6 protein-coding genes are annotated in these 14,921 nt (G+C 44.3%); 4 read left to right on the top strand and 2 right to left on the bottom strand.

Annotated elements, in window-relative coordinates; genetic code table 11:
• Positions 1-152: 152 nt before the first annotated feature.
• Entirely contained in the window at positions 153-2,540 is a 2,388-nt protein-coding gene (locus DW033_RS04495) for an ABC transporter permease (protein ID WP_044545156.1), read from the top strand.
• Here DW033_RS04495 and DW033_RS04500 read toward each other — a convergent pair.
• On the bottom strand, positions 2,479-6,588 hold the full coding sequence (locus tag DW033_RS04500) for a hybrid sensor histidine kinase/response regulator transcription factor (protein WP_122382486.1): 4,110 nt from the start codon (positions 6,586-6,588) through the stop codon (positions 2,479-2,481). The two genes, DW033_RS04495 and DW033_RS04500, sit on opposite strands and share 62 nt — an antisense overlap.
• 162 nt (positions 6,589-6,750) lie before the next feature.
• Between DW033_RS04500 and DW033_RS04505 the strand changes: the two genes are divergently transcribed.
• The 3 genes from DW033_RS04505 (at position 6,751) to DW033_RS04515 (ending at position 10,963) form a co-directional block, all read left to right on the top strand.
• Positions 6,751-9,147 carry a TonB-dependent receptor gene (locus DW033_RS04505; RefSeq protein WP_122382487.1) on the top strand — a complete coding sequence of 799 codons (2,397 nt, stop codon included), beginning with the start codon at positions 6,751-6,753 and terminating at the stop codon, positions 9,145-9,147.
• A gap of 234 nt (positions 9,148-9,381) precedes the next feature.
• Positions 9,382-10,419, top strand: coding sequence for an ATP/GTP-binding protein (locus DW033_RS04510; protein ID WP_005867516.1), 1,038 nt, complete (start codon positions 9,382-9,384; stop codon positions 10,417-10,419).
• Positions 10,412-10,963 carry a hypothetical protein gene (locus DW033_RS04515; protein WP_005867515.1) on the top strand — a complete coding sequence of 184 codons (552 nt, stop codon included), beginning with the start codon at positions 10,412-10,414 and terminating at the stop codon, positions 10,961-10,963. Before DW033_RS04510 ends, DW033_RS04515 begins: the two co-directional genes overlap by 8 nt.
• A 262-nt stretch (positions 10,964-11,225) precedes the next feature.
• Here the strand turns inward: DW033_RS04515 and DW033_RS04520 are convergent, their stop codons facing one another.
• Positions 11,226-14,390, bottom strand: a complete 3,165-nt coding sequence (locus DW033_RS04520; RefSeq protein WP_122382488.1) for a DUF6383 domain-containing protein — start codon at positions 14,388-14,390, stop codon at positions 11,226-11,228.
• Between the last annotated feature and the right edge of the window lie 531 nt (positions 14,391-14,921).

Raw genomic sequence — 14,921 nt, forward strand, 5'->3', positions numbered from 1 at the left:
AAATAACGTGCGAAAGCGAACGTGCACCGTGCGAAGGCACACACAATCGTTTCTAAGCATTTTTCTATTATCTTATGATTAGCAGAACGTTACATCGATGGCACATTATTTGCCTCTTTTCTAAAAAATGAATATATTTAAAACCTGTTACAATGAAACTAATGATTCGAAACTTACTTTATCTATTCAAGCGGTTTAAGACCGCCGTCGTGTTAAACCTCTTCGGCTTGACAATCGCTTTCGCCGCCTTCCTCCTGATAGTAATGCAGGTGGATTACGAGATGAATTACGATGCCATGCACAGTAAATCGGGCCGAACCTTCCGGCTAGAGGCAAATCACGGAGAATTCGAGCATAACGCCATCCATTGCCTAATGTTTAGCGATGCTTTTGTTAACTCATCCGCTCATATCACGGATTACTCCTACCGTTATCCATTCTACGGAGGAGAACGGTATTGCCAAATCGACGAGGTAGACGATCAAGGAGAAGCGAAAGTATTTAAGGAAAACTTCCAGCTTTGTCTACCCAATATCTCAGATGTCTTTGATTTCCACATGAAAGAAGGTTCCGTCGAATGCCTATCCATTCCCGGTTCCGTACTCATTCCGGAGAGTGTCGCCAAAAGGCTGTTCGACAAACAATCCGCTATCGGTAAACGTATCCGGATGTCCGGCAGTAGTGGCTGGCAACCTGTAAGTACCACGATACTTACTATTGGGGGTGTCTATAAGGATTTCCCGGGAAATACTACAGTACAAAACCGTATTTACGTCCCGATGGACCAACTGGATCTATTAAAAAGTTCTTGGCAAATGTATGCCAACGAAATATACGTCACGCTAGACGATCCCCTAAATAAAGAGGAGGTATTGGATCATTTCAACAAGACTTTCGATTTCGCTAAAAGCCAAATGGGTTCAGCGCAAGAGATCGCATTACGTCTAACCCCCTTAAAGGAAGTTTATTACACGCATGATACAACTTTCGACTTTAATCCGAAAGGTCACCGGGAGACAAATTATGTGTTACTGGGTATCGCTTTCCTCATCTTATTCATCGCCGGAATCAATTTTACCAATCTCACAACCTCGTTGATTCCCCTACGATTGAAAACGATCAATACGCACCGGGTATTAGGATGCTCCATCTATAAGTTACAAGCCATCTCACTGATTGAATCGATCGTGATCTGCTTGATATCCTACATTCTCGCCTTATTCATCGTAAACGATTTGTCTTACACACCGATCGCTAATTGGGTAGATGCGGATATACGTCTTAGTCAATACAAAGGCCTGATCCTTCTCACTGCACTGATCGCTATCTTGACGGGTTGCTTGGCGGGACTTTATCCAGCTATACGAAGTACCTCCTATGCGCCAGCCTTGGTACTAAAGGGCTCTTTCGGTCTTAGTCCCAAAGGGAAAAAAGTACGTGTCGCCCTGATCGGTTTCCAATACACGGTATCGATCGCCTTGATTATTGTCACCTTATTCATGGGACTTCAGAACCATTTCATGACCTCTAGCGAGCAACTAGGATTCAATAAAGACCAAGTAGCCATCGTGAACCTGACACCGGAGATCTACGCCAAGCATAAGCCCCAATATATCCAGAAACTTAAAGATTATCCGGGAATAGAGGATGTGGCCTTCTCCGTCTACGAATTATCGAAAGAAGATGACATGATCGATCTCGAATATGCCCGTCATGAAGATAAGGATGTATTCTTCAAGGTATTCTATGCCTCCGAGAATTTCCTTTCCGTCATGGATATCCAAGTAGAGGAAGGAAGGGATTTTACACGGGAGGATTTAAACAAGGCACAAAGTGATTATATCATCAATCCGGCGGCAGAGCGGGATTTCCACTTACATCCCGGAGATCGTTTCAATGATCGTACGGTTCTAGGAGTCAGCAAGGATTTCCGGTTTAACTCTTGCCGGATCGCAAGCTCGCCTTTCGTATTCGCATTGAATAACGATATACCCAATCCTAAATTGGTATCCTATATCCGCTTCAATTCGAAAACGAATTTACAGGAAGCTGTCGCCCACGTCCGGGAAACATTGAAAGAGATCGATCCGACTTTCCCTTTCGAGATCTCTTTCTACAACACCATCTTAAACAATTTATATCAGAAAGAACAAACACTGGGTAAACTAATCTCCCTATTCGGAATAATGGCGATCTTGATCTCTATCGTAGGTGTATTCGGACTCGTGCTATTTGAGACGCAATACCGCCGGAAAGAGATCGGTATCCGCAAGATCAACGGAGCGACTACCGGACAGATTCTTTTGATGTTCAACAAGACTTATATCCGGATCGTCTCCGTTTGCTTCATCATCTCGATCCCAATAGCATGGATGGGAACACAACAGTGGCTAGAGAATTTCGCTTATAAAACACCACTCCATCTTTGGGTCTTCATCGTAGCTTTCCTAATCATTCTCTCGGTTACGATCGGTACCGTTACTTTCCGGAACTGGCAAGCGGCGAATGAGAATCCTGTGAACTCGGTGAAGTCTGAATAAACTCACTCGGAGTGATCCCGTAAATTTCTTTAAAGCAACGGGTAAAATAGTTCGGATCGGAGAAGCCGACCTGAGCAGCTACCTCCCCGATCGAATAAGCGTGCTGCCCCAATAACTCGGCGGCACGCTTTATACGTATATTACGGGTGAATGAGGAAGCGGAGCAACCAGTAGTAGACTTTAATTTCCTAAATAAGCTGGCACGGCTCATCGCCATCTCGGAACAGAAAAGCTCTACATCAAACTCCGGGTCCTGCAAATGGGCCAGAACGACCCTTGTCACTTTCGAAACAAATTCCTTATCCGGATCGGCGATGGTTTGCTCCGGAGTACGCAAGTCGAACCGATCCCTGAAATATAACTTTAGTTGCTCACTACGTTTGAGCAGATTCTTGATCTTCGCTTTTAGGACAGCAAGACTGAACGGTTTAGGCAGATAATCATCCGCTCCGGCTCCATACCCTTCCAATTGTTGACGTTCTTCCGCTAAAGCAGTCAATAGGATAACCGGTATATGGGCCGTCCGTTCATCCGTTTTCAAAGCCTCGCAACATTCAATCCCATTCATGACCGGCATCATTACATCCGAGACAATCACGTCCGGTAGGATCTCCATGGCTTTCTCCAAGCCGACCTTTCCGTTTTTCGCTATCACGACCCGGTAATCCGTTTGAAAAGCATTCATCAAATAACGACATAGATCCTCATTATCCTCTACAAACAAAAGCGTTTGTCGTAGATTCTCCGGGACCGGGTTTGTTCCTTCCAATGGAACTGATTCCCGCAAAGATGCCTCTTCCATTTTAGGTTCCGAATACTCCAACCACTCCTCAGGATAAGCCTCTTCCGATATAGGCAAGGCAACCGTAAAAACAGAACCTTTCCCCAATTCACTCTCACATTGAATGGTTGCCTTATGTAACTCCAATAGCTCTTTTGTGTACGCAAGGCCGATCCCCGAACTCTCCGAGCGGCGAAACGCTATCGATTCCCCCTTATAATATTGATCAAAAATATACGGTAACGATTCGGGGGGAATGCCGATTCCACTATCCGTAATTCGTAAAGTCATGACCGCATCGGATGAGCTTTGCTCCAATAAAGCGGAAAAGCTTACCGAACCACCATCCGGCGTATACTTAAATGCGTTCGACAGTAAATTATATAGAACCTGCTCTAGGATATTCTTGTCAAAATAAGCGATTGAGATATCCGGGGCAATCGAATACGTAAACGCAATTTTATAGGAATCGGCCAAAGGAATAAAGGTTTCCGAAATCTCCTTTAAGAATCGACTGAGATCCGCACAAACAATATGCGGGGAAGGAACTCCCCGGGTCAATACCGATAAATCCAGTAATTCATTGACATGCCGAATCAAGCGATTGGTATTCCGGGAGATCGTACGCAAAGTTTCTTTATCTCCACAAGATTCTTCTGAACCGGAATGCCGTTCCAGATCCTCCGTCAATCCCTTGATTATCGTCAGAGGGGTACGAAGCTCATGAGAGACATTCATAAAGAAACGAGTTTTCAACGCATCTTTTTCCTCCAGTTCTTGCTTGGCCTGTTTCAACAGCCGTGTACGTTCTTGTATCTTACGCTCCAACTCGGCTTGGCGAAGCTGATACCAGCGCACCCGGCTCTTATAGGCGATATACAACAGTACGCATACAACCACGAATACCAGCAAAATAAACCACCACGTCCGCCACCAAGGAGGAAAGATCCTGACAGGTTCGGTAATGGGAGCGCTCCAATAGGAACCATTGCCGGAAGTTTCCACCCGAAACACATAGTTTCCCGGTGGTAGGCGGTTATATATAGCCGTACGATCGCTGGCGTCCACCTCCCGCCAATCCGTATCATATCCATCCAGACGATACCGGTATCGGATACTACGGGGATGAGAATAATCGAACGCGATAAAACCCACCTGTAAACCTTGCTTCTCACGTGAGTCTCCGATCGTGAGGTTCGTGATTTGCAAAGACTCAGGTATTTTTCTCAAACCGTCCGTTAACTGAACGGGATCAAAAGAAACGATCCCCTCATTACTGCCAAATACAAGTTCACCCGATTTGCGCTTACAGCAAGCGCCACCCATAAACTCATTCGATAATAAACCGTTTGCCGTCGTATAATTAACGATATGCCGGTTTTGTATATCCAAGCGACTCAGCCCTTTATTCGTGCTGACAAACAGGATGCCCGGCTCACCTTCACGGATTCCTCGTACGATATTTCCCGATAAGCCATCCTGTACCGTGAAATGATCAAATCGCCCGGTTCGCTTGTCGTATTGATCCAACCCCGCATTCGTACCGATCCACAAATAACCGGAAGAGTCCACAAACAGACAATGAATATGATTCGACGCAAGGGGATTCATCTCACCCGGTATATATCGATACGTGATAAGTGCTCTCGTCTTCGTATCCCACACCCGAAGCCGCCCCTCATCCGCTCCTCCCCAAAACCAAGATTCTTCGCTCACGCATAAGTTACATAACTCCGACAACGAGTTGATCGGATAATCATAAGAGACTTGGTAATCCGGTATAAAAGGGCGGATTCGGAAATCATCCAGATTCAACCGGTCCGGGTTGGCGTCTTGATAACTGATCCATAGGTTCCGCTCCGAATCCTCACGGATAGAACCTATAATCTTTCCGGATAAAGAGGACGGACTTTTTCGGGGTGAGAAGGTAAAACGCATATCTACCCGGGAAGTCTTATGGTTAATCCGATCTAATCCCCTAGAGGTCGCAACCCAAAGATTCAGGTCCGAATCCTCATAAACGGCTAGGATATGAAGAGAAGACAGATTCTCTTTTTCCGTGTATCCCAAGGTATATCGAAACAAGGAAGGTGTTAAATCCGCATGGCTCACCCCATACGTGGAATGCCCCGCCCACAGATGATCCGAGTCATCCAGAAACAAACAGGTAATCTGGTTACTGCTGATAGAATGTGCGTCTTCCGGCACGTTCCTCAACTGTCCCATTTTCCTCTCCTTCGGAGAATAATAAAAAAGACCTTGATTGAAACGGCTATCATCAAACCAGACCGTTCCGTCCTTACTCTCGAAGATGGATCGCACTTGGCATTCTCCCGTAGGTTCCAGATCCTCCGGCCGGTCAAAGAAATGCTCACATCGCAAGGCAAGCCGGTTCATCCAGCTAATCAAGCTTACCCCCTTATTATGTCCGATCCAGAAATCACCATCACCGGTCTCCAAGAATTGATATACCCGAGTATCCTCACGACCGACAGATTGGAAGATCTCTCGCTCTCCCATATCAAGCGAACGAAAAGCCCCTTCACGTCCCGTACCTAACCACATATAATCAAACCGGTCGATATAGATCGCGTTAACGCCATTCAAATTGCCGGCATTGATATCCTCCCGGTCATTTGTCCGTATCGTATAATCTTGAAAGTGGTTTGTTTCTTTGTCATACAAACTAAAACCAGCTAAAGTCCCTACCCAAAACGAATGATCCGGCGCCGAATACAAACAATTCACAGGAGACGACGAGACTACCGAACCCGCCGGCGAAAGGCGTACCAATTTCTTCTCTTTAGCATCATACTCCAACATCCCGTTCTCCGTACCTATAAAGATATGTCCCGGAACGGAGGCCGAGAAACAAGTAGGACTACCATACACACGTAACTGTTGTCGAAGCCATTCTTTCGTGAAATTCAAAAATGTATCCGAACCTCTGTCATAACGGCTAATCCCACCCGAGGAAAAAAAGATCCAGATACCTCCATCTGAATCCTCGAATAATTTATCGATAGAACTGCTTTGTATACTTTCCGGACAATCCGGTACGGGCAAGAATACTTTAAACGTATATCCATCGTAGCGGTTCAAGCCTTCAGTCGTCCCGACCCAGACATACCCGGTACGATCCTTCAAAATAGAGGTCACCGAGGAAGAAGAAAGCCCGCTATCCATTGTTATCCGGTCAAAAATAACGTTGGTAGCTTGCGTTCTCGTTACCATAAGTACAAACAGCAGTAAAAGGTATATTCTCATCCATTCATCCGATTAATGCCCCAAATATAAAGATTAAGTGGGTGAAAATCACAGAAAACAGAAAGATTGAACGATTTGTACGGTATTATGAAACATATGTCCGGCCCGCTCCCTCCCTATTTCCCTAGCTTTGCGGTATCAATTCTAAAACGAATGTAAAATATGAGAAAACTTTTTCTATCGCTAGTATTCCTTAGCGCACTACTATCTATCCATGCGAATCCGGGTATTAAAGGAATCGTAATCGATCAAACCACCCGTAAGGCATTAGACTACGCTCACGTTGTATTATATGATGGAGATCATATCGTCGAAGAAGCTATGACTGAAGCGAACGGTTCTTTTCTAATCCAGCCCGTAAAACCGGGAACGTATTCGATCCGTATCCATTTTCTGGGATATGATGTTTATATGGGAGAGGAGTTTATCCTTACAGAGCAAATCAAAGATCTGGGTATTATCCCGATGCAAATGCTTGAGGTAGGCTTACAGGAAGTGGAGGTCGTAGCCAACAAGAAACAAGTCATCTATAAACTGGATAAAAAGATCATCGAGGCTTCTTCCAACCTGCTTTCCTCGGGAGGAACCGCTGTCGATATCCTAGAGAACACGCCTTCCATCCGGGTGAACGCCGAGGGAGAGGTTACCTTCCGGGGAAGTAGCGGATTCACGGTCTACGTAGATGGAAAGCCCAGTATATTTACCGGGACCCAAGCCTTGGAACAGATCCCGTCCGGACAAATCCAGAATATAGAGATCATCACCACCCCGTCCGCCCAACATGATACTGGGGGTGATGTCGGGATCATCAATGTCATTACCAAGAAGAACTTCGGGGAAGGGCTGAGCGGAGTAATCAACCTAAGCGGGAATACGGTATGGAGCCGGACCTTGGATTTCTTGTTGACCGGACAAAACAAGGCGTCTCAATGGCGTATAGGCGGTTATGTGGGAAACCGACTTCGTAAAAGTCATTTTACCCAAGAGAAAACGACGTTGGTAAACGATACGACAACGACTTCTTATTCCAATGGCCCCCGTGAAAGTAACGGCTACGCATATATTCTCAACGGAGGTTGGAGCTATACGCAAAAACAAACGACTTTTTCTATTAACGCGGAAGGCGGATATGCCGGACTCAAGCGAAAAGGAGATCTGGAATATACGGAAGAACGTTCCGCTAATGGCGAGCAATTCGAGAACGGAGAGTTCAAGAGCCTTGACGACTTTGATATCCATGAGACTTTCGGACTAGGGAATCTGGCCGTGGATCATAAGTTCAATGATAAGGGGCATAACCTTAGCGGTAGCTTCTTCTTGAAATATGGAGGCGACGCTCTGGAATATTTCCAAAGCGATCTGTTCGACAAAAACAACGTACGCCAGCAAGGTCATCGTGCGTGGGAGGCCGAACATCGTTGGACCGTCCGTGCGAAAGCCGATTATGTATTTCCATACAGCAAAACCGGACAAATCAAGGCGGGTTATCAATATTTCTCATACTCGGAAGACGGCGATTATAGTATGCAGTTTTGGAACCCGGATACCAAAGAGTTCTTCTGGCGTGACGATATTTACAACACGTTCTATTTCCAACAAGGGATCAACTCCCTTTATGCGATCGTTGGGGATAGCTACCGGTCTTTTGATTTTCAAGTAGGATTACGGGGAGAACATACGCATCAAGTATTACGTAGCTCCAAAGATTGGGCGAACCGCCTACAAAGGCGTTTTGAGTTGTTCCCATCCGCCCATATCGGTTATAACCTCACACAAAATCAGAAGCTTCTATTCGCTTACAGCCGTCGTACGACCCGACCAGAGCTTTATTTCATGGAGCCATACATCACTTACAAGGATTACTATACAGCCGAGATCGGTAACCCGGATATACGCCCGGAGTACATTCATTCTTTCGAGTTGAATTATTCCTTGACTTCCGGCGACAATGCCTTGTCTGCCTCCCTATTCCACCGAACCCGCAAAGACAAGATCGAACGATTACGGGTTCCTTACCAAGCCGGGGTTACCTTGGATTCCATGGCGAACGTGGGACATGATTATTCCACCGGAATAGAACTATCGGGCAGTTTGCAGGCCACCAGTTGGTGGAATACGCAAATAAACGGTAGCCTTTATCACTACCGGGTAGAGAACGAGTATAAGACGGACGGAAAGAATGAGACCAGTACCAATTACGAGATCGCTTGGAACAACGCTTTCACGGCCGGGAAATACACAAGGATACAGCTTGACGGCAATTTCGTAGGTCCTTCCGTAACCACCCAAGGAAGAACCCAGTCGTTCTGGTTTGTCAACCTAGCGATACGGCAACAATTCTTCAAACGGAAGTTGACGGCCACCCTCTCTTTCCGGGATGTCTTCAATACGGCCCGTTATGTCAATACGATCACTTCCTCGAACTTGATTTCCAAAACACGAATCCGGCCCGATTACCCGTTGATAGGCTTGACCCTTAGCTATACGTTCAACCAGTTCAAGCTAAAGAATGGCTTATCCAACAATTCAAAGGATTTATTCGAGGGGACGAATCATTAATACCGAATTACCCTACTTTCAAAGTAAGCTAGCTTCGTTGGCAAAGTAAGCTAATTAAAATGCCCAAGTAAGTTAACTTACTTTGCCAACGAGATAAACGTAGTGGTCCTTATATCTTGTTTACCGAGGATAGAATACATCATTGGGTAACTGTAACTTTTTTGAATCCAACTTTGTTACTTTCCAATTTTAAGTTACTTTTGTGAACACTTAGTTAAAAATGAGGTATATTCAATGATTAACAGCATATTACTGACTAATTTCACGGGCTTTGCAAACAATCGTTTCGATTTCACCGAAGGAGTAAATGTCCTCATCGGCAAGAATGGTACCGGCAAGACACACGTGCTTAAATGCTTGGCTGCCACCTTGCAGGCACGTCACGACTTCCTCGGCAAGAACTCTGCTTCCAAAGAGCAGTTTGAGTATATCTTGGCGGAAGATATGATCTATTATTTCAAGCCGGACATCATCGGCAATTTGGTCAGCAAAGGACTACCTTCCGGTAGGGCGAACATTGCGGTTACGATAGATAGCAAGGTATTGCAATATAGCTTTTCCTCTGCAGCCAAGACGACTGTGAAATTGGAAACGGACGAGAAGTGGAACGACCGTCATTTCATCTACATCCCTCCTCGTGAAATGTTCTCTTTGTTCGAGGGTTTTATCGGTTTGAGCAGTAAGCGTGAGATTTCATTCGACCAGACCTACATCAATCTAGCACACGCATTGGCTCTCCCCGTATTGCGTGAGTCTGAAGATAATCCGTTGAGACCGGCTGTTGAGTTGTTGGAACGGGAATTGCAGTTCAAGGTACTGCAGATGAACGGACGTTTCTATATACAGACGGAAAGTGGTAATATGGAAGCGCATTTGGTGGCAGAAGGTCTTCGCAAGTTGGCCTCTATCTTATACCTCATACTGAATGGGGAAATTAATGCGAACACCATTCTGTTCTGGGATGAGCCGGAAGCCAATTTGAACCCGGCTCTTATCAAAGTGGTGTCGAAGTTCATCCTTGTGCTTCAGGAATGTGGTTTGCAGATTTTCATCGCTACACACGATTATTTGCTTACACATACGCTTTCTCTTTATTCCGAGTATAAAGAACACACCGGTGTATCTGTCAAATTCTTTGGGCTGAAAAAAGAAGGCAAGGGAATCATTGTAGAGGAAAGCGAAACCTTGGCAGGCATACAGAGCAATCCGATTCTGGAGGAATATGCAGCCTTTTACGACTTGGAACAACAATTCATCAGCAAATATGAGTAATTTTCAGGAAAGCGGCATAAACTTCAAGTTTCAATCTCCCAAATGGAACGTTGTCAAGTACGACGAACATTTGGCGCACAAAAAAGTAAGCAATGCCTTGCAGCCTACCAAAGCGGTGGACTTTTTAGGTATTCATGACAACAGACAGTTGTTTTTGGTAGAAGTAAAGAATTACAGAGGGCATACACACGATGCAGAGACTCAGGAAGTGCTTCAGGCAAAAGGCGAGGAATTAATGCGCAGGATTGCTGTCAAAGTTAGGGACACAATCGCCACGGTAACTAATTCTGCTCGTTTTTCGACCAATGATGAGGATTTTTTTACCCGGATTAATCAGTTGCTACTTGATAATCAGAAAAAGATAGTCATTATTGCCTGTATAGAACTAGACATTGCTGGTGAAAAAGAACACAAAGCCCGTATGAGTGTCTGGATGCAAAAATTAAAGCAAAAGTTGGCATGGTTACATGCGGCTAAAATTTCCATCAATCCGATTGAAAATATCTCTGCTGTCTTGCCGGATACGGAAATCTTGTTCGTGTAATCTCCCGGCAAACTTTAGTGACCTTTGTTGCCGGTCTTTTATTAGTCCGTCTTTTTCTCTTCTGTGGATTCCCCAAAAGTAAGCCCCGATCGAATAAACGACCGGGGCTAATTCTTTTCCCGCTTTCCTTCCTCACGGAAGTACTAAGGGATGAACTTTAATTTATTACTTTAGTATTAATATTAATCCATTCCCGCTTGTTCGCCCTCACGGGATACTTGGGCCGAGGCCCTCACGGGAACTTAATATCGTCATTATATTTTTATTTAACTATTGTCTTAACAGCGTTCTCGCCTTCTACGGCTACTGCGATGATTCCAGCAGGAACAGCGATCGTAGCGTTGTCGGAAGCAAGAATAGTCTCGGCTACTACCTTACCTAAGATATTAGAGATAACCACCTTCTTACCGGCTGCGCCTTGGATCTCTACGATACCATTGCCACCTATTACCTTAACACCGGCAGCGCCATCAGCTACAGACTCGTTGGAAGTAGGATCACCAGCAGTGATCGTGAACTTCATGGCGCTATTCTTATCAGTACCCCAAGCCAATTTGTCGTTGAGGCCATATAAGTAACGACCTTTCTCCTTAACGGAACGGATCACATACATACCCTCATCGTCAGCGCATTGGATAATCTGAACCTTGAAGTTATCCAAGCCGCCTAATACGCCTTCGTCGTCAGCATTTTTCGCAACTTTCACTTCCTTACCCTTTACTACCGTAGAGATCGTATCGTTGTTTGCCTCGATAGAAGCAGACTTGAAGATAGCCTTAGTAGCTTTTTCAGCCCATTCATATTTCTTGTCGTACATGCCGTCCGCTACATAATAGTCCACAGAATCCTTCGGATTGAACAAGAACAAGCTTCTATTAGGATCTTCCGTACCCTTAGAGATATAGAAAGAAGGAACGATCGCTTTCGTATCGGTTACGCGCAAATAGAATGAGTATTGCTCATTATTCACTACGATACCCTCTTGGTTCTCGTTCAAGGAGATATAGTTGCCTAACTCGCTTACCAATGAGATATGGCCATTCTTAGCGGGATAGCTGATTTCCGGAGCTTCCTCGATCAAGTAAGTCTTTAATGTCATGTCTTGATTATTACCCGGCAATGCATAAACTACGGATGGAGTTGTATACACATACTCGTCATTGTTATACTTAACAGCTACTACTGATTTCGTAGTCTTGCCAAATACAGTTGTAACATTCGCATTCGTACTTGATACAGGAATCAAATAAACAGAGCCATCAGCAGCTTGTTTAATAACGAACTTAGCCGCATCTGCCGTAGCCATAACGTCTGCACCGTTAACATGGGTACTAGTACCTGTACCTTGCGGGAAATAGGCATTAGTCTCTATACCATCATTGATATAGCGCAATTGATAAGCATAAGCATAGCCTTTATCGCCCTTAGCCTGTACGGTCACGTGGTTACCTCTATTGTAAACGAAGCTACTCTCGATGATCGTCTTCGGAGCCTCGTCTTTGATCAATTGCCATTGAGCGGCATCGGATACGCTGTTGGCGAACTTACCATCAGCATTCAATTTGTAGACATTACTATTATTGTCTTTTGTAACAGCGGTATACCATTTATTGGAAGTCACGTTGTTGTCGCGAGCGAAAGCCATTGTTACCAAAGTCTGGTCATCTACGTTCAAGAAACCTGCGTATGGATCAACTTCTTCTACTTTCGTCAACTCCACTAACAGACGCTTAAACTCTACGGTCTGAGTCGAAGCAGTCTCACGGTAGGTATTCTCATCAACATAGATAGGAGTGATATCCCGAGTTGAAGGAACAGCTGTCTCATATACATTCTCACCCAAATCTGTTTTAGGGAACAATGTCGTAAGGAAATGATCACCTGTCTCACGATTCGTGAAAGTGATCTTATAAGTATCATCCACGCTTGTAATCATCCATTGATAAGCCGGAGTCTCTGTCTGTGACAACACCTTCGCTTTTGCGACAAGCTCAAAACTACCATTATCGACCGCAGAAGTCAAATATTTTCCATATACGCTCTTCACATCCCCTTGCTTACCGCTCAATACACGGATCGTATAAACAGCTGCCTTAGCCTCCTTGTTCAACAACTCGATACCTTTCTTCGTACCGGCAACGCCCAACTTAAAGATGAACTTATCCGTCTTGTCTGAAGTGTTAGAGATCGTAGTCAAGTAGAAATTATCATTATGCTGCAAAATCTCCAACTTGATTTGAGCATCCTTATGATCGGCCTTGCTACCTTGTATTCTGAAACGGAAACGATCCAGATTCAACTCATACGGATAAGATTCCACGTAACTCTTTTGAACACGGAAACAAGCGTTATGGATAGAAATCTCGTCACCTTGTGTCTTCCAAGCCGCACCTGTTCCTACATACAGGTTCAAGTCACCAATTTCCTTCTCTACCAAAGAGAAACCATCACCATTCGCACGTCCGGCGTTCGTTCCCTCCATTGTCTCTGTAGAGCTTGCAACCAAAACCGTAGCGTTCAACCACGCATTATAGTCCCTAACCACTTGGTCACTATTATCTAAAGCTGGAGCATTTTTCGTAAAGAAGTACATACCGGCAGGAATCTGCAAGTCTGAAGAAGATCCTGAATACCCCGGGTATTGTGTAGCATCAATCGTAATTGGGCGAGCCAAATAACGAGCTACCACCATTTTGTCGTTAAACAAGTTACCGATAGGTTCTTCACCTTGATCTTTAAGACGTTTAGAAACGAAAGAGAAACCAGATGTATTGTACAATGCGTTCAATTCCTCTGAATTCGTCAACAACTCAGACTTAACCTCGTAAAAGATCGGAGCCGCAATCGTCGTAGATACTGTTGACACATTACTACCCCAATTCAAGCCGTTGAGAGGAGTAGAAGATGAATAAATATACAAATTGTTATTCGTGCCAGAATATGCACCTCCCGTAAGAGCAGAAACAGAAGATCCATCAAATACGAAATCCTTATTCGTATTCTTATCCTCTACTTTCGTGTTTTTCTCTATAGCCGTAAAGCCGACATTAACCCTTAAAAGCTTTCCTGTCTCAACATTCGTAAAATTGTAAGAGAAGAAGCCTTTCGGAGATTCAGTTATGCCAACAGTCCAAACATACTGTTTAACATCATCATTATCAGCAAGAGGCGTAGATAATCCTATCGTAGACTCTGTAATGGTGCTACCCGATAGCTCATGACCATAAGCCTCATTATTCGTCTGATCATTAACAAATACATACTGGTGTCCAGCCTTCAATTCCGTAGCAGGCGTTGCGGTAAACGTCCCCTGTCCATTCACAAAGCCAGCCAATTGCTGAATAGAACTTTGCGCCCAAGCACTACCGCACAACGAACCCGCCATCAGCAGACCCGCCGTAAACAATGTAGAAATCTTTCTGTTCATAAATCGAAAATTTAAATATTAATAATAGTGTTAATTGAATATCTATCAAATCCTTAATCATCCTTCGTCTATACCGAAACGACTAGTTTAAACGATCGTTTAGATCTTGCGTTTTTAAAGGAGGAAAAAGAGAGGTTCGTCTGCCGAATCGGTTGTTTCGTAAAGGATAGGCTATTCTATTGATAAGAAAGCCGATAAGGGGCAAAAAAAATAGCAAGGAAGGGTTGCAAGTGTCAAAGAAACGCGTACCTTTGCAAAAGACTAATCTAAACGATCGTTTTCACCGTTCATTTTCATGTATATAATATAATGTACGTGCGTACATTGAATAAAGGCTTACTAAAAATCTTCCTACAATAAATAACATATTCAATATAAACTGCCCTGTTTTGGGTCTCCCAAGTGAATAACTAACGGCTTGTCGAGTGAATAACTTACCACTTACAAACCTTTTTTCCTACCGTTGACCCCAAAATTTGGCTCACCCGATATTTATTGGGGACAGAGTTAATTCAAAGGGATAAAACAAGA

It is taken from the genome of Parabacteroides sp. AF39-10AC (assembly GCF_003635405.1).
Classification (GTDB): domain Bacteria; phylum Bacteroidota; class Bacteroidia; order Bacteroidales; family Tannerellaceae; genus Parabacteroides; species Parabacteroides distasonis.

Bases quoted from the DNA above. Each gene is read 5' to 3' on its own strand.
- DW033_RS04495 (WP_044545156.1), top strand. From the start codon at position 153: ATGAAACTAATGATTCGAAACTTACTTTATCTATTCAAGCGGTTTAAG.
- DW033_RS04500 (WP_122382486.1), bottom strand. From the start codon at position 6,588: ATGAGAATATACCTTTTACTGCTGTTTGTACTTATGGTAACGAGAACG.
- DW033_RS04505 (WP_122382487.1), top strand. From the start codon at position 6,751: ATGAGAAAACTTTTTCTATCGCTAGTATTCCTTAGCGCACTACTATCT.
- DW033_RS04510 (WP_005867516.1), top strand. From the start codon at position 9,382: ATGATTAACAGCATATTACTGACTAATTTCACGGGCTTTGCAAACAAT.
- DW033_RS04515 (WP_005867515.1), top strand. From the start codon at position 10,412: ATGAGTAATTTTCAGGAAAGCGGCATAAACTTCAAGTTTCAATCTCCC.
- DW033_RS04520 (WP_122382488.1), bottom strand. From the start codon at position 14,390: ATGAACAGAAAGATTTCTACATTGTTTACGGCGGGTCTGCTGATGGCG.